The sequence below is a fragment of the Paenibacillus sp. Z3-2 genome, assembly GCF_054161325.1.
Map to the genome: position 1 here is coordinate 1,320,684 of NZ_CP096397.1, position 22,739 is coordinate 1,343,422.

General features: G+C 46.1%; 20 protein-coding genes. 14 read left to right on the top strand and 6 right to left on the bottom strand.

Features of this window, described 5'->3' with window-relative positions; all coding sequences use genetic code 11:
• The first annotated feature begins 89 nt into the window (after positions 1-89).
• From M1D71_RS05645 to M1D71_RS05655, 3 genes are all read left to right on the top strand, one after another.
• A complete protein-coding gene (locus M1D71_RS05645) occupies positions 90-257 on the top strand; it encodes a hypothetical protein (protein WP_458125623.1) in 168 nt (55 codons plus the stop codon).
• 207 nt (positions 258-464) lie between these two features.
• On the top strand, positions 465-1,169 hold the full coding sequence (locus tag M1D71_RS05650; protein WP_458125624.1) for a hypothetical protein: 705 nt from the start codon (positions 465-467) through the stop codon (positions 1,167-1,169).
• 151 nt (positions 1,170-1,320) lie between these two features.
• Complete coding sequence (locus M1D71_RS05655; protein WP_458125625.1) at positions 1,321-2,295, top strand: helix-turn-helix transcriptional regulator; 975 nt, start codon at positions 1,321-1,323, stop codon at positions 2,293-2,295.
• A gap of 67 nt (positions 2,296-2,362) precedes the next feature.
• Here M1D71_RS05655 and M1D71_RS05660 read toward each other — a convergent pair whose 3' ends face one another.
• The gene (locus M1D71_RS05660; RefSeq protein WP_458125626.1) at positions 2,363-3,034 is read right to left on the bottom strand and encodes an exonuclease domain-containing protein; all 672 of its coding nucleotides are present in this window, start codon (positions 3,032-3,034) and stop codon (positions 2,363-2,365) included.
• Between the two features lie 528 nt (positions 3,035-3,562).
• On the opposite strand from M1D71_RS05660, the gene M1D71_RS05665 reads away from it, so the two are divergent.
• Both M1D71_RS05665 and M1D71_RS05670 read left to right on the top strand, forming a co-directional pair.
• Entirely contained in the window at positions 3,563-5,368 is a 1,806-nt protein-coding gene (locus tag M1D71_RS05665; protein ID WP_458125627.1) for an FAD-dependent oxidoreductase, read from the top strand.
• A 374-nt stretch (positions 5,369-5,742) separates the two neighbouring features.
• Positions 5,743-7,521: a proline--tRNA ligase gene (locus M1D71_RS05670; protein WP_458125628.1), complete on the top strand. Its 1,779-nt coding sequence runs from the start codon at positions 5,743-5,745 to the stop codon at positions 7,519-7,521.
• A gap of 567 nt (positions 7,522-8,088) precedes the next feature.
• On the opposite strand, the gene M1D71_RS05675 is transcribed toward M1D71_RS05670, so the two are convergent.
• The 3 genes from M1D71_RS05675 to M1D71_RS05685 form a co-directional block, all read right to left on the bottom strand.
• Positions 8,089-9,888 (bottom strand): 5'-nucleotidase C-terminal domain-containing protein, encoded by a 1,800-nt coding sequence (locus M1D71_RS05675; RefSeq protein WP_458125629.1) that lies wholly within the window; start codon positions 9,886-9,888, stop codon positions 8,089-8,091.
• Positions 9,889-10,069: 181 nt separating this feature from the next.
• Complete coding sequence (locus M1D71_RS05680) at positions 10,070-10,486, bottom strand: ImmA/IrrE family metallo-endopeptidase (protein WP_101314157.1); 417 nt, start codon at positions 10,484-10,486, stop codon at positions 10,070-10,072.
• A 42-nt stretch (positions 10,487-10,528) separates the two neighbouring features.
• Entirely contained in the window at positions 10,529-10,972 is a 444-nt protein-coding gene (locus M1D71_RS05685) for a helix-turn-helix domain-containing protein (protein ID WP_458127178.1), read from the bottom strand.
• Between the two features lie 784 nt (positions 10,973-11,756).
• Here M1D71_RS05685 and M1D71_RS05690 point away from each other — a divergent pair.
• The 7 genes from M1D71_RS05690 to M1D71_RS05720 all read left to right on the top strand — a co-directional run bounded on the left by M1D71_RS05690 (position 11,757) and on the right by M1D71_RS05720 (position 17,931).
• On the top strand, positions 11,757-12,239 hold the full coding sequence (locus tag M1D71_RS05690; RefSeq protein ID WP_458125630.1) for an ArpU family phage packaging/lysis transcriptional regulator: 483 nt from the start codon (positions 11,757-11,759) through the stop codon (positions 12,237-12,239).
• A gap of 42 nt (positions 12,240-12,281) precedes the next feature.
• Positions 12,282-14,006: a GAF domain-containing sensor histidine kinase gene (locus M1D71_RS05695; protein WP_458125631.1), complete on the top strand. Its 1,725-nt coding sequence runs from the start codon at positions 12,282-12,284 to the stop codon at positions 14,004-14,006.
• Between the two features lie 19 nt (positions 14,007-14,025).
• Positions 14,026-14,760 carry a response regulator gene (locus M1D71_RS05700; protein ID WP_458125632.1) on the top strand — a complete coding sequence of 245 codons (735 nt, stop codon included), beginning with the start codon at positions 14,026-14,028 and terminating at the stop codon, positions 14,758-14,760.
• A gap of 186 nt (positions 14,761-14,946) precedes the next feature.
• On the top strand, positions 14,947-15,522 hold the full coding sequence (locus tag M1D71_RS05705; RefSeq protein ID WP_458125633.1) for an NADPH-dependent FMN reductase: 576 nt from the start codon (positions 14,947-14,949) through the stop codon (positions 15,520-15,522).
• Positions 15,523-15,574: 52 nt separating this feature from the next.
• Positions 15,575-16,033 carry a VOC family protein gene (locus M1D71_RS05710; RefSeq protein ID WP_458125634.1) on the top strand — a complete coding sequence of 153 codons (459 nt, stop codon included), beginning with the start codon at positions 15,575-15,577 and terminating at the stop codon, positions 16,031-16,033.
• Positions 16,030-16,665: a VOC family protein gene (locus M1D71_RS05715; protein ID WP_458125635.1), complete on the top strand. Its 636-nt coding sequence runs from the start codon at positions 16,030-16,032 to the stop codon at positions 16,663-16,665. Before M1D71_RS05710 ends, M1D71_RS05715 begins: the two co-directional genes overlap by 4 nt.
• 306 nt (positions 16,666-16,971) lie before the next feature.
• Positions 16,972-17,931, top strand: a complete 960-nt coding sequence (locus tag M1D71_RS05720) for a hypothetical protein (protein ID WP_458125636.1) — start codon at positions 16,972-16,974, stop codon at positions 17,929-17,931.
• Positions 17,932-18,039: 108 nt separating this feature from the next.
• Here M1D71_RS05720 and M1D71_RS05725 read toward each other — a convergent pair whose 3' ends face one another.
• A complete protein-coding gene (locus M1D71_RS05725; protein ID WP_458125637.1) occupies positions 18,040-18,522 on the bottom strand; it encodes a hypothetical protein in 483 nt (160 codons plus the stop codon).
• A 578-nt stretch (positions 18,523-19,100) separates the two neighbouring features.
• Between M1D71_RS05725 and M1D71_RS05730 the strand changes: the two genes are divergently transcribed.
• Entirely contained in the window at positions 19,101-20,951 is a 1,851-nt protein-coding gene (locus M1D71_RS05730; RefSeq protein ID WP_458125638.1) for a DUF4127 family protein, read from the top strand.
• A gap of 4 nt (positions 20,952-20,955) precedes the next feature.
• Here the strand turns inward: M1D71_RS05730 and M1D71_RS05735 are convergent, their stop codons facing one another.
• Complete coding sequence (locus M1D71_RS05735) at positions 20,956-21,300, bottom strand: YfjL-like protein (RefSeq protein WP_458125639.1); 345 nt, start codon at positions 21,298-21,300, stop codon at positions 20,956-20,958.
• A 430-nt stretch (positions 21,301-21,730) separates the two neighbouring features.
• On the opposite strand from M1D71_RS05735, the gene M1D71_RS05740 reads away from it, so the two are divergent.
• Positions 21,731-22,654, top strand: a complete 924-nt coding sequence (locus tag M1D71_RS05740; RefSeq protein WP_458125640.1) for a hypothetical protein — start codon at positions 21,731-21,733, stop codon at positions 22,652-22,654.
• The last annotated feature ends 85 nt before the right edge of the window (positions 22,655-22,739 follow it).

Below are 22,739 nucleotides of genomic sequence, written 5' to 3' on the forward strand. Positions count from 1 at the left end.
TGCATGCTATTCACAAATACGCAATTTAATGAACGATACCAATATATCCGATTGAATATAAGATCGTGAACATGAAGGAGTAGAAACATATGTATACAGCAGATCAGAACACATCAACCAAAACCATTATGATCACTGTTAACGGAGAGCCAGTGGGACGTAAGCTGGTCATTGACAGTGTCACCTATGCTCCGGTAACCGAAGCAGATAGCGCACAATATTTACACAAAATGGGAAACGATCATCCTACTGTTTAATTTGGGACTTGTCATAGATAAGTGATTGAAAAGCTTGGCATAGCGCCAGGCTTTTTCGTCGTTTATTGTCGTATTGAGACGGATTTAGGGATGTAAAACTAATATATTGGAAAAATTTAATGCGAACATGTGTTCCGTGACAATATAGTGTCCATTCACCCTGATAACTTAGAAGATAATACATATAAATCGGGGGAGAGACTACCAGTGAACTCAGTCTTTGAAGTATCTTATTCGTGGAATAAAGAGGCCATACCGACAGGGGGAGCCGACCCCGTATATATGATGGTTGAGTGGCGTAACGGCGCCCCTGCCAAAAGACTTAGGAAAATAGCACCCAAAATTGTATCAAGAGATTTGGAACTTTTGCTCAAACCGGAATTTGGAGTACAGCTAAAAGGCATTTATGGATGTCGTTCCAAAGAAACGGATATTGGCTGGTTACTAAGGCTTGGCGATATGTACAAGGGGGAAAGCAAACAAATTTTGCTTGAATTCGTCATGGGACCCCGTGTATCAGGAAAAGCTGCCGTATGTTCAGCCTATTGGAGCACAAGAAAGTTGAAGCAAAGTCAACGCGTATTGTTACGCAGAGAACAGTTGTATATTCAGTACACCAGTCATCTGGGCATGTTGCGCCAGCCGGAAGATCCCAAGGTGGAGAAGACGATCAAATTAAGTGAAACCGTGCCCCTGATCAAACAAGCCCTGCGCGCTTATGAAAGAGGCCGGGTTCAAGAGGGAAGTAATATGTTGCGTCGTCATGCAGATGCGCTGTTAATCGAAGCTGCGCGGAAGCAGGATTTGGACTATTACGCGGAAGCCGAGATCGTTGAAAAGCTGCGTTATCACTATGGGATCACGTTTACAACCGGATATCATGACCGTGAAAAAAAGATACTAGGGGAATAGGGTTGATTTCAGATGGTAACGGTATAGAGAGAGTCTACATATTTGAAGGTGAAGTTTAGGAGAAGGTCGAATGTATGTATCAATATCATATTAAACAATGGATGGAGTTGTATCAAATTTATTGAAACAACATCGTGGAGGGTCCGGCAAAATGACAGACCGACTAATCCGATTAATGCGCATTATAACGCTGGTACAGGCCAAGCCGGGCATTCTGGCACGTGAGCTTGCTGAGCGGTGCGAGACGACGGAAAGGACGATATACCGCGACATGGAGGCCCTCAGTGCAATGCATATCCCGATCGCCAATATGGGACACGGGCAAGGGTACATGTTTATCAGCCATTTTGCCATGTATCCGCTAAATTGGTCTGATGAAGAAGCTCAAGCTTTCATGCATCTTGCTGAAGTTATGGAGAATATTCGTCCTTTGCTGAAACCTGCTTTTGAGAGCGCTTATGAGAAAGTGGTTGCTGCGAGTCAGAAAAACAAAACAGAACGAGTGGAACGGTCGGAGCAAATTAATAGCTTGTTTAAACTGGGATTGCCTATATGGCAAAATGAGAGAAACGATCCCCAGAATCATTCCCTAATTACCTTGCTTCAGGCCGGCATTTCACAGAACACCATTGAAGGGGAATATCTGTCTCAAGGTAAAAAAGGGATCGTACGCTTAGATCCTTACTGTCTTATCCCTCGTGATTACAGATTTGAGCTGTTAGCGTATTGCCACATGTCGGAGAAAATGCGAATATTTCAGGTGAGTCGGCTACAGAGGATACGGATATTGCCACGCACGTTTCGCAAAGAGGAATTTCTCATACAATCGAACTCCCACATTCCTTGGGCATACGAGGGAAGTATGGAGTGGACTGCGTTCAAAATTCGATTTTCACCCCATGCTGTGGAGCGTGTGATGCAGGAGCAATTCTTTATACGCCCCATTTTAACCATAGAACCGGAAGGCAGCCTGTTATTTGAAGCCATTTTTTTAAGTGATGTTGAGGAGATTCTCGCATGGGTGTCTAAATATGGACCTGATGCGGAAATCCTCGAACCTGAGGTCTGCCGCATCATGATGAAAGAACGTCTGAACAGTTGGCAACAAATGTACGATAGAAATTGAGATTCGTATGCAATCTGAAGCAAGAACACGAATATCAAAACACCAAAAATTTCCGAGCTGTGGCTGGTTATTCTTTGGTTTTGAAAAGACTTGCCAGATTGCCAAAAGGTGATTCTTTCTCCTCATCTTCTGTGGAGCTCGAATAGACGACCTTGGATGCAATGCCCTCATCGTCTGCTGCACAATTGTTTTCCAGCGTGAAGCGGTCAAATTGATGCATGAACACCTTGGCTGTGTTGATGGCATCATCCAATGCGCGGTGCTGAGTGCCATCGAATTCGATGCCACAGATTTCAAGAGCCTGCGCGAGTCCGAGTTGACGGAACTTACCTTCTTTGCGAACGGTCCGGGACCATTGCTGCTGGAGATCGTTATGATTGGTAATCCAGGCCACATCGAGCTGGTGCGTACGACAATGAGAGATCAGTTTGCTGCGGTCATCGGGTCCCCAGGAACACATGTAATAGGATTCGCTTCCCATCCAGGCGATGAATTGATTCAGTGCTGCGGGAAAAAGAGGGGCTGCATCAATATCTTTCTGCGTGATGCCTGTGAACTGAATTGTGTCGGTAGACAGCACGGATTTGTTGGAAGGACGAACATACGTATGGAATGTATCCGTAACGGCCAATCCATCCGCACTTTCCGTAACTTTGACGGCACCGATATCAATAATTTCAGATGAATAGCGAGTATTGCGGCTTACTGTGAATTCAAGATCATATATAATATATGGCATAGGACAAGCTCCTTTATCAATTAATACCAAGGGTATATTTCTATTTCTCTATATTACAGGGAACGCGCTGTCGTGTCAGCCATCGTTTGTAATTGGGATGAATGAACAGGCTAAGTGTTTAATTATCTCTCTAATGCATTTCCGGTTTTGGTAAGTCTTTACTTCACAAAAATTGGTCGTTATAATGAGGAAAGTTAGGAACTTTCCTATGTTTTTGTCTGTATTTATGGCAACGTAAAAGTAGGATTTTCCGTTTATTATCAAAACTTCCTAACACAGTATAAACTGTTAGGAAGTTTTTTTGTTTTTACAGTGTACTCATGTAGGAAAGGAGAGAAAGGTAGTCTTTGTTGGTAAAGCATAAAGTACATATGGAGGTTTATTTCTTTGATTAGTAGAAAATTAAAAATAACAGTAATTACAGCTAGTGTGTTTATTGCTTTGGTATGCGTTGCATATGGTGCATTCTATATTTGGAACAAGAATTATAAATTTAATAATAATTATGTATGGCAGCCTTTGGAGGACGTGCAATCTACAAAAAACCTGAAAGATTCCTATAACGTTATTGTAGCTGGAACGGATCCGGAAGGCATAACGGCTGCCTTATCAGCTGCTCGTAATGGGATGCATGTGTTGCTGGTGGAAGTAAGAGATCGCAGCATGTTGGGAGGATTGATGACCGAGGGAGGCCTTAATACGCTGGATTTAAATTATTCCCCTGAACAACCCCAGTTATTGAGTAGTTTGCGGCAGCCTGACTTTTTGAATAAAGGCATTTTCCAAGAATGGTATGACCAGATAGAGGGTAGTTCATTTGATACCAATACAGCGGCTAACATTTTCTATCGAATGGTTCGTTCCGAACCTAATATTGACCTATTGATGAATGCTAAGGAATTAGTTCCCCTTACTGAACAATCTACGGGGGATCAGACGACAATAACGGGTATGAGCATAACTAAAGAAGACGGAACAACTGTTCAGATTTCAACCCGCTCGATCATTGATGCTACGCAAGATGCGGATATTGCAGCCGCTGCAGGAGTACCCTATTCCATAGGCAGGCAAGATATTGGAGATGGTAAATCCAAAATGGTCTCTACGCTTGTATTCAAGCTAAGTGGTGTTACAGATGAAGTATGGCAAAAATTCAGGGAAAGAGAGGGAACTGGGGTTGATAAGATGAGTGCTTGGGGATATGGTGATGCTCGACAATATGAATCCTCCAATCCACAACGTATTAAGATCCGCAGTCTGAATATCGGAAGACAAAATGATGATACAATCTTGATTAATACGATGCAGATCTTTGGGGTAGATCCGTTAGATCCGATATCCGTGAAAGAAGGTCTTGAAATCGGGCGTAAAGAAGCCCCGCTAATTGTTGATTTTCTGAAGGAAAATTACGAGGAATTTGCAGGGCTACAATATGCTGGAACCGCGGATGAGCTCTATGTGAGGGAGTCACGTCACATCTATGGCGAGTATCGATTGACATTAGCTGATGTCATGGAAAATCGTGATCATTGGGATGCTATTGGATACGGTTCATACGATATTGATATACAGAGCACGAGTGTTGGAAACCCCGGCACCATTATGTTGAGCCCGATCCAATATGGAGTACCTTTTCGCACTCTTGTACCGCTAAAGGTTGATGGATTGCTCGTCGTCGGACGTGCAGCAAGTTATGATACAATCCCACATGGTAGTGCAAGAGTTGTCCCACTGGGAATGGCAGAGGGAGAAGCAGCAGGAGCGGCGGTCAAGCTGGCTTACATTCATAAGGAGTCCTTCCGCGAACTCTCAGCTTCTGAAGAGCGAGCATCTGAACTACGTAAGATGCTGGAGAACCAGGGTATGGATCTGAAAGTACATCGTTTCGAGCAACCTGATTATATGGAGCATAAGGATTACAAGGGATTGCTGGCTGCAGCGAGTATGTATATGACTTCAGGCAATTATAATAACGATGGTTGGGAACTGGATAAAGGAATGAATCCAGAACGATTTTTAAGTAAATTGAAAAGAATGCAAGCGATGTTTCCAGAAGCCTACACAGGCAGTGCCGATCAAGCTGTAGCAAGTATGGAGAATGCCGCAACCCTACCTTTAACGTTGGATCAGGCTGCGTATATGTTATGTCTGGCAATGGGATCTTCAGAAACGGAAACATCACTTGAACAGGCACTTGCTCAATTGCAAACGCAAAACTTTATAAGTGAGAACACGCTTGCTGGCATTGCTGACAAGAACAGTCTTACAAATGGAGATGCGTTTATGCTCATACGTGATGTAGTGGAATATTATTCTGGGGTTGTATTCGACTAACTGGTTGACAATTTCTTGTAAATGAACTAATGTGATCAAAAATGATAACAGCGTTATAACGAGGACATGATTGCGTTAGTCAGCTTCAACAGAGAGGGAACGGTGTGGTGCAAGGTTCCTGTGGCTGCTTCGTAATTCCTACCTCGCAAGCTGCGGAAGAGAATGCCCGTCCAGGGTTGCAACCTCCGCCGGAAGGGCCCGTTATGCTCCGTAGGACTGCATGTCACAGATCGCATAGATTGCGAGCGAATGGTTTAAAGTGCAGTTAAACAAGGGTGGTACCACGACGCATTCGTCCCTTGACGGATGTGTCTTTTTGCTGTTTATAACTCTAGATAACCAATAACCATGAGAAAGATTAGGAGTGTGTTTAGATGCGTCAAAGTGAAATGCTTGTTCCAACATTACGTGAAGCGCCAGCGGAGGCAGCGGGACATCGCTGGTTACTGCGTTCCGGTATGATTCGCCAACTGGCCGCGGGAATTTACAGTTATCTGCCCCTCGGACGACGTATATTGTTGAACGTTGAACGGATCGTTCGAGAAGAGATGGATCGTGCAGGGTGTCAGGAAGTATTGCTGCCAATTATGCAGCCTGCCGAGCTGTGGGAAGAATCCGGAAGATACACACAGTATGGTCCTGAATTGATGCGTCTGAAGGATCGTCATGGACGAGAATTTGCCCTTGGACCAACGCATGAAGAAGTTGTAACTGCGTTAGCTCGGGACGAGGTGAGTTCGTATCGTAAGCTGCCATTCACCCTGTATCAGATTGGAACCAAGTTCAGGGATGAACGCCGTCCGCGATTTGGATTGCTGCGCGGGCGTGAATTCATCATGAAGGATGCATACTCTTTTGCTTCGGATTGGGAAGAGCTTGACCGTACCTATCAGGCGATGAATACAGCTTATAGTCGCATTCTGGAGCGTTGTGGTCTTGACTATATCCGTGTTGAGGCGGACGCGGGAACGATTGGCGGTCAAGGGGAAACACATGAGTTCATGGCTCTTGCTGACGTGGGTGAGGACACGATTGTAACCTGCAAACAGTGTGGATATGCTGCAAACTTGGAGAAAGCTGATTATCAGACTTTCGGAGATATTGGGGAAAAAGAAGGAAGCTCAGAAGTTACACCTGTCTCTGCGAGTGCAAACTCCGCGCTTCAAACGGATCAGCATGCAGGAGATGAAGAGGTAATACGCATCTCGACACCTGGCGTTCGTACGATTGCAGAGTTAAGTTCCTTTGTAGGTGAAGGTGCTGAACATATGATCAAAACGCTGCTTTATGTGGCAGATGGTCAGCTTGTCGCTGCGCTGGTGCGTGGAGACCATGAACTGAATGACATCGCACTGAAGCAGGTGTTGGGTGTAGAGGAACTGATCCTTGCAGACGATGCAGCCATTGCGGCACATCCAAGCTTGAAGGTAGGTTTTCTGGGTCCGATTGGACTGAATCTGCCGATGGTAGTGGACGCTGACGTGGCAGTGATGAAGAGCGCAATTACAGGAGCCAATGAAGTGGATATGCATGTTTCTGGCGTACGCCCAGGGATTGATTTTGCAATGGAGCGAGTAGAACGAATTCGCTTTGCTGCTGAAGGGGATGCTTGCCCAACATGTGCATCGCCACTTGTGTTTACCAAAGGCATAGAGGTAGGACACATATTCAAATTGGGAACGAAATACAGTGATGCCATGGGTGCCTCCTTCCTGGATCGCAATGGTCGCCAGTGCGCACCAGTCATGGGATGTTACGGAATTGGCGTATCCCGCCTGATGGCCGCGATAGCTGAACAATATGCAGGAGATGAAGGTATAAGATGGCCTGCCGCTGTGGCGCCATATGATGTGCATCTGATTACAGTAAGTTGGAAGGATGAGCAGCAACGTCAGCTCACCCTTGAACTGGAACAACAACTAGTCGAGGGTGGTTACACGGTATTGGTTGATGACCGGGATGAACGTCCGGGTGTGAAATTCAAGGATGCAGAGTTGATCGGATTGCCTGTGCAGATCGTTATTGGTAGAGGGGCAGCAGAAGAGCAGGTTGAACTGGGATCACATGCGCTTGCAGCATCAGGTGAATCGAAACGAATGGGAATGACTGCACAGGAAGCTGTGCTTTATGTAAAGGAACAGCTCACTTCCTAGATCTATAGGTTTGGCTAATTATATGAGTTCACATAATAGTACCGATTATAATGCGGTAGATGATTTTGATTGCTGAAATTGCAATGAGAGCAAGAAAAAGAGGGCTATAGGCATATTAAAAAGTCATAATTTCAGGTATCGTATCATACGAAATAACTATATTCGGGTAGTTGTATTCAGTAAACAAATGATTTTATGATTAAAGGTTTAGAGATGATCTTACTCAGGCAGATTTATGTGCAAGTATGCAATTTTGAGAAGACAGAGATGTCGAAAAGATCATATACAATAACCGCATGAACACGGTAATTACGGAGAGTTTTTATATAGTTCGGTGTCGAAGGCATATGATGAGATTGGTCCATAAAGGCCTGGCCGGGATGTATTTTTGCCTCAGATGATTGTCAGGATCAACAGGATATGTCCACAGGGAATGTTCATGTACCTGATGTGGATTGATGTTAAGAACTTATACAAAAGGGTGTCCCCTTAACCAGTATTCTGGCTTGGGGACACCCTTTTTGTTATGACAAGATAGATCCGTTATGCTGCTGCTCTGTATTGATCTTAAGAAGCTGCAGGCAATTTCAATTGTTGACCCGGATAGATCCAGTGTGGATTTTTGATATTGTTCAGCTTTTGCAATGCCTTCCAAGTTGTTCCATATTGCTTGGAGATGGAATACAGGGAATCTCCGGATTTCACAACGTGCAGTTTGGCTGGAGCTGGTTTGCTTGGCGTCGGTTTAGACGGTTTTTCCGGTTTTGGTGTTTCTGGTTTTGGCTTGGTTGGAGCAGGTGTTTCGGTTGCCGGAGTTTCTGGCTCTACTGCAGGTTTTTTCGCTTCACTGATCCGACCATCTGTTTTGATGTCTACAGCGCCGAGCTTTTGCATGTAGTTAATCAACGCTTCATCCAACGCGCCGTACATACCTGTTGTAGCATATTTGGTGAACATGGTGTACTCGTCACCGCCAACAGCAGTGAAATCATTGGTTGCCAGCGTGTATGTTGCTTCCGGATCAAGGGCTTTATCGCCAACGGTTACGGAATGTACACGGCTACCTTCTGCAGCGGAAGTGTCGATTTTGAACTTGATGCCAGATACTTGCGGGAATCCACCGCTTGGTTCAGGGTAGGAACCTACACCGACTTCAAGGGCTGCCAGAATATCGGACCCTTTCACTTCAAGGGTTACCACTTGATTACCAAATGGAAGCACAGTGATAACATCACCTTTGGTTACGATACCTTTTTCAATGGAAGCACGGATACCACCACCGTTAGTCAGTGCGATATCGGCGTTGCTGACATCACGAATTGCATCTGCAAGCAGGTCACCCAGATTGGTTTCACCTGCACGTACCTGTTCACGTTTACCCTCAAGCAGAATGGCTGTATTGGCTACTTCTTCTTTCAAAATAGGCTCTTGTTCTTTTTGAATGGAGTCCACGAGAGCCGCGACTTTCTCATTCGGTTTGATGTCTTTTGCTTCAGTTTCATCAATCAAAGTTGCTTGTTTCTTCGTTACTTTACCACCATCTACCCACAGGTCGATGACACCTACGTAGTTAGTGTATTCTCCTGCACTTGCGATCAACGTTCCGTTATCAGACACAAGACCGTCCTGCAGTATTGTGTGGCTGTGACCATCAATGAATACATCGATGCCAGGAACTTCTTTAACTACTTTTAAACTAGTATCCGTGCTGGACGCGTCTTGTCCAAGGTGTCCCAATACCACAACAACATCTACTTTGCTGCGGATCTCGTTCACCAGAACTTTAGCCTCTGCAGATGGGTCTGTAATATCAAGACCTTCTACATTTTTCGGATTCGTTTTGTACATCGTTTCAGGTGTGGACAGGGCAATGATTCCAACCTTTACACCATCAATTTCTTCAATCAGGTAAGGATCGAAGAGACGAGTTCCGTCTTTTTTCTTCACGTTGGCACTAATCATTGGGAAATTCATCATGTCCGCCAGCTCAAGCAGGCGATCCGAGCCATAGTTGAACTCATGGTTACCCGGTACGATAGCTTGGTAGCCCATTTCATTCATGAGTTTCACGATGCTTTCACCATTCACGAGAGTGGCAAAAGTAGTACCATGTACAGCATCTCCAGCATCAAGCAGGAGCGTGTTCGGGTTGTCGCTACGATATTTGTCAGCGATTCCAGCTACTTTGGCAAAACCCATAGCAGGTGAAGATTCAATTGCGCGAGCATGTGTATCATTCGTATGTAGAATCGTAATGTGTTTGCCTGTGCCCGGCGTGGTGTCCGTTGCAGCCGCGGCAATGCCTACACTGCCAAACAGCAAGCATACCGTTAGCAGAAGTGAAACGTAATTCTTCCAGATTTTCATGTGAATGAGTAACCTCCCAAAATAATAATCTAATTGAGCGTTTACACAGCTCATGTTGTATTTTAACAGACTATTATGTGGAAATCTCGCGATTTACGTAAAAATAGGTAACCTGAAAGTAACATATAAATCTTCTAATGGTTAATAGAGATAAAATAACCCTATGAAGGAACATATGTTCTTAAATGGTGTAAAAAAAATGCTGCGCTTCACGCGGCAGTCCGGTACGTAAACAGAATTTCTCCAAAGATTCATCCGGTTCAGGCATCACGCCGGAGGTTAACAACTGAATGGCAAAACGGTTAGCCTGTCTTTCCAGCTTGCCTGGAGCAAAATAGGAATGTTCCTCCAGGAAGAATCGATTGATTCCTTTATGAAGCCGATCGTGGCCAAGCTCATGGGCACATACGAACCGCTGCCATTCCGGCGGCAAATCATTGTGTATGACGATAAACCTGCGCCGGAGCTTCCGAAAGTACAGTCCTTTGGTAGACTTCCCCAAATTGGTGAAACGAATCTGTATTCCAACCGCGCGGGCAATGCTGAAAGGGCAGTTGGTCCGGTGTTTTCGAATCAGCTTTGTTACGATGTCATCCATATGATCTCACCTGCTGCCTTATTAAATTCAGTTCGTCGTGCCTCATGGGCGCTTGTCCGATTCATCTGTCTTTTTGCGTTTGTTCATCTGTTTGGCTTCCCAGAACAGACCTGTCAGCACATCCTTAATTCGTTTTTTATCATCTTCATCGAGTGGAATGCCGTCAAACATCAGATCATCATCGTCTTCCAGCATCTTTTTAAAATCACGACGGTCTTTGTATGTAGCCCATTCTGGCACATTCTGAAGTTCAGTGGAACTCCCTGGTTCAATATAGCCGGCATGCTTCATCATCTCTGTATAGGGAACCGAGAGTGCATCTGAAATTTTGCGGATAGTCGCAGGTTTGGGCACACCCCGGACCCCGTTCTCAATGCGTGAAATCTGTGAGTTGCTTATTCCGGCTGCTTCGGCGAGCTGATTGATGCTATATCCCTGTTGCTCGCGCAGTTGTTTCATATAAGGACCAAAAGCGTGCTCCACAATTCATGCCACTCCTTCGATTCGTACAAGTGCTTGAGATATAAATTAAACCATTGATGTCATTAAGACACTTCGAGTCCAGAAAACCTTTCGATTGCTGTTATCCCCAGATTTCTTTAGTTTACTTTCAAAAGGTTGAAATCTGGTGATAAAGGCAAACGCTGCGCTTCTCCAGGTCTTTTCTGTCCTCTTCGTTCTCATGTCATATACAAATTTAAATTATAAAAATCAAATGACTTATACGGAAGTTCATTAATTAAACAGTACTATAACGTATATATACCATTAGGTAAAGAGATATGAAACAATTATGCCAAAAGGTATAGGAAATGAGAGCGAAGGTTTTATTTTATCGTCAAAACGAACCAAAATGAAGGTTTACTCCGATCTCCAGAAAGTGGTATCCTCAAATAGAAATACGAACAACATACGAACAAAATGTAAAGTTGAGACAGGTTGGGGTTTTAGAGATTACCTTTTTAAAGATGGAATTCCCCGGATTATAACGGTTTGGATTGATTCCAAAAGGCAACAAGGGAAAATGAAAAAATGTCGTTACTTTTTTGGAAAACTGGACAACTCTATGAATAAGAGCCTTTTGCTATCGTCCAAAGAACGATGGCAAAGCAATATCATGTGAACGATAGAGTGACTTGAATTGATTAATGAGAAGAAGTGCGGGAGATGGGATGGTTGCATGTTTAACTAGATTGTTCTGTCATCCAAGTGAACATGCGGAACCAGTTGATATTCATTTTATAAAGAACACTAAAGGAGGAAAATGATTATGGAATTGATGCTGCCCGAATTGGACCGACGCAAAACGCAAACAGCTGTCGAAGCTGCGCTTGAAAAATACCGAATCTATAAAACCATTGCATTTGAAGAACGAGAAGTTATGGTGACGGCAAGTTATGCCGAGCGTTTCCATGGTACAACCAATGTGACGGGGGATTCCACGGCAAGAACGGCGATCTATAATGTGGACGTGCAGCGCGCGCGTCAGGCATACTGCGATACGATTGACTTTATTGTGTCCCGGTTGAGTGAGAAGGAACGTGTACTCGTATGTGAACGGTACTTGAAGGACGATGATGTGTTTGACTATAAAGTGTATAACCATGTGTTTGATCCGCCTGTCAGTAAGGATACGTATACGAAGATTCGTACGCGTGCTTTCTATAAAATGGCGCTGGCTCTGTCGGACCGCGGACTGATTAATATGGAGCCTTTGTCAGTGTCTCGGAAAGAGCGGCAGAAGCTGGGCTAAGCGAAACGTCTAAAAAGTTGATTCTTTAATATCCAAGGTGGATTGGTTACAATAGTTGAACAAACCACAGTTGGCACAGCCAAAGGAGAGAAGTCTGCCATGTCGGAAGAACTCGGAATGCAGGAAATGGTCACGCTGAAGACAATCGCGGAAACGCTCAATACGTCCAATGATCTGAGCCTAATGCTGGATACCGTGGTCGGCAAATTGTTGGAGTTAACCGGATTAACTGCTGGCTGGGTGTTTCTCATTAATGAACGCGGAGACTATACCTGTGTTTCGGATTACAACTTGCCCCCTGCATTACTGCGGAACGGCAAAGAGCCGATGCGAACGGGCACTTGCTGGTGTGTGAACCGCTTCAAGGACGGTCGACTGAATCATGCGGTCAACATCATTAACTGTAAACGGCTGGAGGATGCGGTGGAATTCCAATGGGGAGATACTCAGGATGTAACCCATCATGCGACCGTCCCACTGCGATCGGGTGAGAAGATGCTTGGCCTGCTCAACGTTGCCGCACCCGCTAAGGAACATTTCAGCGACAGCGAACTGGCATTGTTACAGGGCGTTGCCTATCAGATCGGTAGTGCAATGGAGCGGATGAGATTGTATCGCGCAGAGCAGCGACGGGCCGACCTGTATGCCAAGCTGGGGGAGTTCAGCGCGGCCTTGGGTCTGGCGGTCAACGAATGCAGTAATTCAGAGGCTTTGTCTTTAAAAGTTGTGCAGCTGCTTGGACAATATTATGACTGGCCTTTGGCAGCTATTATTCAACAGAAAAATGGCGTATATACGGTGCAGGCAGCTTATGCAGGTAGCATCGTTCAAACGTTACCAAGTGCGACTCTATCTTCGGAAGCAGCAAATCACATGAACCGAGTGATCAATAGTCACCGTGCTGCATCCCTGTCTGCAATAGAAATGACTGAGATTTTCACGGTGTGCGAGCCGGAGAAAACGATAAATCTCCTTACTTCGGGAATTGCTGCTCCGCTTCCGTATCATACGCCAGGGGAAACAGGAATTCTGGTGATTGGGGTAGGAACATCAGGTCCTATTCAGGCAGACCTTGAAGTGCTGGAGGCTTTGGCCGAGCATATTACGGCCTCGTGGGAGAGTCTGAAGCTGACGGAGAATCGCCGGGAACTGGCACGACTGGAAGAACGTAACCGATTGGCTCGCGATCTGCATGATTCGGTTAATCAGATTCTTTTTTCACTCTCGTTAACCGCTAAAGGTGCAGAAAGTATGTTATCTGGCTCCGAACAGTTACACCCGGCAGCGGAAGCGATGAAGGATATTCGGGTTTTGTCTCAGGAGGCTCTCAAGGAAATGCGTGCATTGATTATGCAGCTTCGGCCCGCGGGACTGGAAGCAGGACTGCTCCGTGCGCTACAGGAATATGGCACCAGCCAGGGTCTTCAAGTGGTGGTGGATCGGACGGGAATGCGGTCTTTATCACGTAATATAGAAGAAGCATTGTGGCGAATCGGACAGGAAGCGCTGAATAATGTACGGAAACATGCTGGTGTTCCATCTGCTGAGATCACCCTCAAGTTAAGTGATCATGAAGCGGTGCTCACTATCACAGATCAGGGAACAGGCGGTGCGAAAAGGCCAAAAGTATCTTCTGGAACCTCGCTGGGCCTGTCCATTATGAAGGAACGGGCTGAATCACTCGGAGGCAGATTAGAAATGGTCAGTTCTTCCCGCAAGGGAACGGCAGTAACGGCAGTCATTCCACTTCCGTTCGGATCTGTATAAAAGTTAGGGGGAAGAAGAGATGCCGATTACGATTTTGCTCGCAGATGATCATGCGATGGTGAGACGGGGGCTACACGTTTTTTTGACCACGCAGCAAGACATGGAGGTTGTTGGTGAAGCATCGAACGGGCAGGAAGCTCTGGAGCAGGCTGAAGCGCTAAAACCCGAAGTGGTATTAATGGATCTGCATATGCCGGTCATGGACGGAATTGAGACAGCCAGACGTATGCGTACGTTAATGCCAGAAACGCGAATCATTGTGCTCACATCGTTTTCCGATCAGGATCATGTGGTTCCCGCTGTTCGTGCAGGAGTGAAAGGGTATCTACTCAAGGATATTGAACCGGAGGATCTGGCCGTAGCCATTCGCAATGTGCATGCGGGTCAGGTGGAATTACATCCTGCGGCGGCAGGTCAATTGATGCATGTGATGGCTTCATCTGATTGGTCCATTAATGAACAGCAACCACAGCATATACCGACAGATCGATCAGTATACAGTCAACATCAAGAGCCAAAGCAGGCTGGACAATCAACTAAAGCATCCCTTGGTGGTCCGGATATGCTCACTCGTCGTGAACAAGAGGTCTTGGGACTGATTGCTCAAGGGCTGAGCAACAAGGAAATTGCGGTTCAATTGGTTATCACAGAAAAAACGGTCAAAACCCATGTCAGTCATCTGCTGGACAAACTGGGGCTTGCGGATCGGACGCAAGCGGCTCTTCATGCCGTAAGAAATGGCTGGGTCGTCTGACCAATTCCGACATATCTTCATACTTAAGTCGTATAAACTCAACCTAAAGGTTGAGTTTTTTGGTATTTCAAGTTAAGTCTATCTGCTGACGATATGGATGCGGGAGAAAGGTAAGATAAGAGTAGAAATAACAGATCGGTTGGAACATGAGAGTTTGAAGTATTAAAAACAAGGAGAGTGACTTTGATGAATATCGTTATATTGGCAGGTAGTAATCGGAACAATGCAACCAGTACGCGTTTGGGAGAGTATGCTGTGGAGATTATTCGGGGACAGGGACATCAGGCCAGCCTGTTTGATTTGTATCAGACGCCACTTCCATTCTACGCACCAGATGATAAACAGGCGGACCATGAACATCTGGCAGACTTGAATACACGTATGCTCGCGGCAGATGCCATCATTCTGTCTACGCCAGAGTACCATGGCAGTATTAGCGGTGTGCTTAAAAATGCGCTGGATCACCTGAGCCAGGCTCATTTCAGTGGCAAGCCCGTCCTGTCGATTAGCTCCTCTGGTGGAGCGGTAGGGGTAAGTTCGCTTTTACAACTGCAAGCGATTGTTCGCAATCTGCATGGCATCAATGCACAGGAGTGGATTTCCATTGGTGGTGCACAGCGCAGACGATTTGAAGCGACATTTGACGGATACGAAGAGTACGAAGGCAGCCAGGATATAGAGGACCGGATTCAGCGGGTCATTGGATCGTTTTTGAATCTGGCTCAGACGTTAACGAGTGCGCGGAACTCATCCATGAGCTAAGAACGAACGAAAGCGACGACGAAAATGGGAAAAGGAAAAGAGGTTGATCATCATGATTACAGGCATATTTGAAACACATTTGAACGTGACGGATCTGGAGAGATCCCATCATTTCTACGAAACAATCCTGGGTTTACCCCATGCCTACGGGCAGACAGAACGCGGTAATTCCTTCTACTGGATTGGTGGAAAAGGCAATGCCATGCTGGGATTGTGGCAGAAGGAATCTTCCGAGGTGCAGCGTCAGCATTTTGCTTTTCACGTATCTCTGGAGGATATGAAACATGCGGTGGCTCACTTGGAGAACAAAGGGATCAAAACACACAACTTCCTGGATGATGATATCGGTGAACTGTACGTCTTCGGCTGGATGCCTGCGGTATCTGTGTATTTTAACGATCCGGATGGTCATTCGCTTGAATTCATCGCGATGCTTCCGGATGAAGCGAAGCCTGAGCTTGGCATGGTGCCATGGAGTCAGTGGGAGGAGATGCAGGAGAAGACCATATGATGATCGAAGAATTACAGATATATACAGCACGGCTGGAGGACCTCAAGCATTTTTATCGTGATACGTTAGGAATGGAGGTGTCCAATGCCACGGATCAGGCTTTCAACCTGCAGGTTGGAACAACCAAGATGATTTTCAAAGTGTGTGAAACAGATAATAAACCCTTCTATCATGTGGCCTGGTTGATTCCGACGAACCGGTTTAAGGAAGCCAAGCAGTGGGCTGCATCATGTGTTGCTTTAAGTAGGGAAGGAAATCGGGATGAGACGTACTCTGTTCATTGGAACTCACACTCTCTCTATTTTGAAGATCCGGCAGGCAATATTATCGAGCTGATTGCTCATCATCGTATTCAGAACGAGAGTGACCATGACTTCTCCACTAAAGATATATTACAGGTGTGTGAGATTGGCCTGGTGACGGATGATGTTCTGTCTGCGGTGAACGAGCTTCAGCAGATTGGACTTGAGCGCTGGGGTGAGGTTAGTGATACCTTTGCCCCTGTTGGGGATGTGCATGGTCTGTTTATTGTGGTCAAGAAGGAACGGACTTGGTTTTTCTCTACGCAAAAAGCACAGATCTATCCACTGGAAGTGTCCATTCGTGACGTGGGCAGGCTTCGAATCGGCTAAACTTTGCATTCCGGGGCAAAACGGGCATATGTGGAGCATTTCCGTCATGTTATAGAAGTAAACGCTTTATTTATTCATTAGGATATATAAGTTGAACTAAATTTACACGATAACGGAGAGGACAGGAAAAATCTGGAAAAGCGAAGCGTTCACATTTATCACCGGATTTTCCCATAGGAAAGGGAATCGAAAAAAATCTGGGGATAACAGTGATTGGAAGGTTGTTCTGTCATCGTAGTGTCAGTGTAAATAATCTTTGTTCAACTTATATAGTTTCTCTGATGGGCTTACATATGATGAAGGGTGGTGGCAAGCTTGGATCGACGTTTGTTGGAAGAAGGACTTGCAATTATTGTTTCCAGTCGGGAACGTACAGGAGATCTGTGGCACGCCCATTATGGAGCAGGTGCGATTGCGGCATATTTTTGGGTACGGGAAAATCGTCTCACTGCCCTTGCCGCCGGCAGTGTTACCGCCGAAGCAAAAGCCATGCTTCGCCAGCATGGATTGAGCCCTGGTCAGACCTCTCCGATAGGTGAGATGATGCCCATGGAAGATGCCGAAGCGCGCATTACGGACGCATTGCATCGAACCATTGGAGAGCTGCACTGGGTTGGGCACCAGGCCATCTACGGGGCCATCAGCCTGAAGGCTATTCGCGAACTGGAGGGATGGGGTACGGCTGAAGACATTGGTCGGCTGGTTGAACTGATCGATTCATTCGATCGAACCATCCCGGGAAGATCATGGATGAATACAACCGTGAAAGAAATTCGCAGTCTGAAGCCGGAGATGAGCGATGGTTTCCCTGAGATCGGAGATCCAACGCAGTTGTCACGCTTGATTCTGGATGAGCTTGGTGCGTTCCAGACCATCTATCACGCGGAAGCACATCATGATCTAATTGGTCATATGCTCACCTACGGACATGCGCTTAACATATTATATGAATTGGGTTACCCGGCATTATTTCACAAAGGTATTCCGCCTTTCCTTACTATGGTGAAGGCGCTACGCTTAAGCCGAGATGTGAACAGCGAACAGGAGATGCCAACATTGCAATCCCCTGTAGATCTGCTGCCACTAGCACGAGCGGAAAGGTCGGTGGCGCTGCCCCATGAACTGGAATACTGGCTCACCGATAGACGTTCCCGTGACTGGTACGGAGGTCATGTGTTCAAATTCCCGTTCAGCTTCTATCATCATGCGAAGAACGGGGAGCCTGTGCCGGAAACATGGGAAAATTTTCGTTATATCATCGCGTGAGATAAAACATACATTTCAGAAGGGGTGTCCGTCAGTTATGAGTTTGACGGAGGACATCCCTTTTTGGCATTATTCTGGTCTACCGAATCGTGGGCAGCCTGCCTCTTTTTAACGGGGCCAAATTTCAAGGATAAACAGGATCAGAATGACTCTGGACACCAGCATGTATGGTGATTTTCGTATAGGCTGACGCGCTGCCCATATTCCCCAGGAACTCATAAGTGCAATACTCCCCCAGAACATCCATAAGGAAACGCCTTCGGGTGTAAATGGAAAGGATAGCTTGGGTAGTCTTGTGTTGCCAGCCCCAAGAAGAACAGTGGTCATATAGACGAGCGCAAGGAAAAGCAGCTCGAAGAGCAGGGTTTGCAGCCAGAAATAATAGATGTTTAACACTCGAAGCATGATGACTGTGATCAGGATAAGCAGGATACCAACGGATAAGAACGTTGCCGCGGTCCATTCAATGAGTGATGTCGTTACAACATCTGTTTCCTGATATAAGATGTACATCGTCAACGCATACATGACGGGACCCGCCATATAGCTGGTGACCGCAATCCAAAGATAGAAGAGATGCCTTTTTTTCATGATCATATCCATCCTTTATTGTACATAGGATTTGAAAAGCTACTTATATCATAAAAACATCATCAGGAATGGTTTGGTTGGATTATCCGGTAGGAGTTCCTCGCAAGAAACCGACTTTTAACCGCTGTGAAGGCGTCAGCAAATAGACTTTATCCGTACGGATTACCATCAGCGCGAGTGGGAAAAGGCGTTAAGATGGTATTATCGGATCAGCAGCAAGGAAGACACACCGACAGCTCGTACGCTAAAGTACAGACCGGCCCTGGGGCCGGTTTTTTAATTCGGTGATTGCATCCTTGCCCTGATCGGGTATTAAAGACTAGATATATAAGTTGAACTAACGATTTACACGAGAACGAAGAGGACAGAAATAACCTGAAGAAGCGGAGCTAAAAGCTTTCTGCAAGAAAGCTACTTCGGAAGCATACACTGCGCCTTTATCCACGGATTTCTACCTTTATATAAGTGGATCAAGAAAATCCGGGGATAACAGCGATCGGAAGGTTGTTCTGTCATCGAAGTGGCAAGTGTAAATATTCTGTAGTTCAACTTATATAGATAACAGGAGGCTACGTGATATGAAAACAGTATTGTATGTTCCACTGGATGATCGTCCAGCGAATCTGGATGATGTCATTGTGCAAGGGAAAGCAGCCGGTATCCATATCGTTACACCGAACCTGAGTGATATCAAGAATCGTCTGGACTCGGAGAAAACCGTAGATGGCACAACGTTGCTCGGTACCTCCACGCCGATGTATGGGAAACCGTCCATCATTCATGACTTTATTCTGAAACATGCTGCCAAAGTCGATGGATTTATTATTTCATCCGATATGCTCGCCTATGGCGGTCTGATTGGCAGTCGTCAGCTTCGCGAAGATGGGGGAGGTGCCTATCCGGGATATGATGATGAGACTACTCGTTTGCTGGATGTGATCCGGGTGATCAAGCAGAAATATCCACGCAAACCCGTGTACGTGATGGATACGATTATGCGTCTTGCCACGACCTCGTTCGCAGATGGTTTGGCGCTCGATGCATATAATGAGTCCCGTGCGTTAATGCAGCAGCCACGTCAGACGTACACCGAGTTTGACGATATTATTCAAGGGTATAACCTGTCTCCGGATGGGGTGGAATATGGGACAACGACCTATTTTAATAAAGAAGAGTATTACAATACAAGACAACATAAATTCAAAACAAACCTGTACATTCTGGATCAGCTGGCTCGCACAGGTTATATCGATTTCCTCGCGGTTGGAGTGGACGATGCCAACACGCAGGGTGTTCAGATCAATGAAATCAAATATGTGGAAGCACGGATCAATGAATGGCTGGGTGGAACCAATGGACAAAATCCGGATCGTGCTATCATCTTGCCGGATGCGGATGGTCTGGGGCACGCTTTGGTTGCTCGCATGGCTAACCAGTTGTTCCGAGGTGGGGCGAAGACACGTTACGCAGTGAAATATTTTGGTCCTCACGGCAATACCATCATTAACACGTATGAATACATGGATGTACACGAGAATGTAGTTCGTCACGTGGATATTGTAGGTGGTGTACTTGTGGCGGATTCAGCTTATCCTGAACCGGAGGTGGGGACGGATGCAATTGCTAGCGTGGAGAATGAAGAGCTGGTGGCTGTATCAGCCGAGCAAGTTGTCCCGTTTGACATGGCCTCCGAACTGGACCGTATGACGAAGGGTCACCCGGGCAATTCCACAGAGAACACAGGCATCGACATCGAGATTATTGCGATTACCGCTCTGGATCAGTTGCAGGCTGCGTTGGAGCAGTTGACGCTAAATGGTGAGCAAGGTCTGCCTTCGGTGTTGATTGATTTTGTGGGTAAAGGACCAGCCAATGTTGATGTTGCTGAAGCGTTGCTGAACAGTCCATATACTGGCCGGGTTCTGGGTTATAGTGCCTGGAATACGCCGGGCAACAAGATCGGTATTGCCGTAGGCATGGGACAGTCGAGGTACGCATTGATCACAACAGAGAAGCATGAACATAAGTTGCGAGATGCGATGAACGCGCATGGCTCGTTGTTGTTTAAGCGTTTCCTGAAGGATTACTACTACAAAGCGGTAGCGATTGCACAGATCCGCACGTATTCCCGAGCTCATGCGCTTTATACCAACGTGGCTACCCTTTCGGATCAAAATATGGTGCTGTTCAATTCGGAGGAAGACTATGCCCATTTGCAAACATTGCTCCGTGATTTGATGCAGACTTATACCACGGCGCTTGCGAATAAGACAGCCTTCCAGGCAGGCAATGTGGCGATCAAACAGATCTGTAATGACGAATTGTCTTATGCGACGTATGCTAGTGCGCTGTTGGGATATGCGAATCCCGATTTCCTCTGGGGCCGTGCGTTTGAGATTACGTTGAATCCGCAAGTTACGCTGAACTAAACTGTTATCTCACCATGGGCTCCTCGTGTTTGGAGTGATTACTGGTGTGACTGTACTGCTTAATCTCTCCGTTGTTAAAAATGATGTATTGATACTTCGCTTCCAGTTCATCCGCGAATGTTACTGAGGCACCGTAAGGTGCTTCAGAGCTTTTTGAAGAGTATGTACCTTTTACTTCGATAAGCTGTTCGGGTGAGTAACCTTTCCGTTCAATCAGGTAAGTGGTTACCTGTTGTTCAGCATCATTTTTCTTGAGTGGATTACCAAGCAGTCCGAAGTAGGCCCAGCAGGATATCCCGAGTATAAATGATAAGACGACAAGTGAAGTGATCTTGAATGTTTTACTCATAGGTATTCCTCTCTCTTTTAAGTAAGCGACAACGAATTTGATAATGAAATATTAATATATTTGGATAAATTTATCAATTCATTGATCTTAATGCTTACTTAGGTATCCTTTAAAGGATGATTCCAGAATCGTCTTTTTTCCACCCGAACGACGCCCTTAATCGCACCGAAGTCGTACGGAACACCATCCGCGTTAGGGATGAAAGGGTGTAAGATTGTATTATCGGATCAATAGCAAGGGACACACCGAAAGCACATACGCTAATGTACAGACCGGCCAAGAGGCCGGTCTTTTTGATGCGGTGAAGTAGTCCCTGCAAGGGTTCGGTAGTCATTCAGACGCTGTGTTAAAGGGGGATTCTACTGCTGCTGCGTATCGCTGCAATATGCGGGCAGATCTTGAACTTGCAGCCAAAGGGGGCGAAATGAATGTGTCTATGAGAAATGAGATTAGCACTGCCATGAGCACCAGTACATTGAGTACGCTCATTAAAAAAACGCTGAAACAAAAGCTCGCTGTACTTGTTCCAGATTGGGACGGTCGTGTGCTGGATGTTCCAGCGTCAGGCGAAATGCTAACTGGGTCTTGTGCAGTCGTTACGTTTGCCGAAGAGGTGCCGAAGTCTTCCTGGGCAGGATATCGACGGATCATTAAAATCTCACCATATGCTCGTCCGGAAGATAGCGGCGCTGAACAAGTGGAAGCTTGGTCAGCTGATCTAATCGAAGGGTTGCATCAGGTAAGGTTGGTGGATGAAGCAGGCGGGGCCTTCACTTGCATCTATTTGGGTTCTACAGATAGTGACCGGGTGGATGCAGGGTCTGGAATGCTTACACGCAATCTGCGGTTTGGGGTGTATGTTCCCGAAGGCTCTGGAGATTCTCTCGCTGAAACGGGAGATGGATGGCTAGCTGCGCTTCAAGGCTGGACACAGCAGGAACTTGGCTTGAATTGGTCGGTGTATGGGGATGTCTGGCCTGGTGGGTACGAAAAGCCGTCTGTGTTATGGCGATTGGCCGGATGCGGCACGTCTGTGGCAGGGACTTCGGCATTGGAGGTTCGACAACAGTGGATTGGGCATGTACTCACCGATCATCCAATGCTAACACGGCATACGGTTACTCGGTTGGTCGAGAAACTTGCGGTGCAAGCTCGTCTTGCCGTCAATGAAACGGGTGGCGAAGAACACGAAGGTAACACAAGGTATGTAACGGTGGATGAGGTCACGGCAGATCTGCAGACGGATGCTTATCTGAACGGTCAGATTCGCCTGACGTTGCAACAGCGGATTCGTCGTCCAGGTACCGATGTGCCATTCATCCGTGAGATTCACCATAGCAAAGGCATGGAGTAAACGTTAGTCGAGAGGAACCTTCTATTATGGGGTGGTTCCAGATTATAGCTTTGAAATGATGGATGTAGATTCAACACTATAGCTT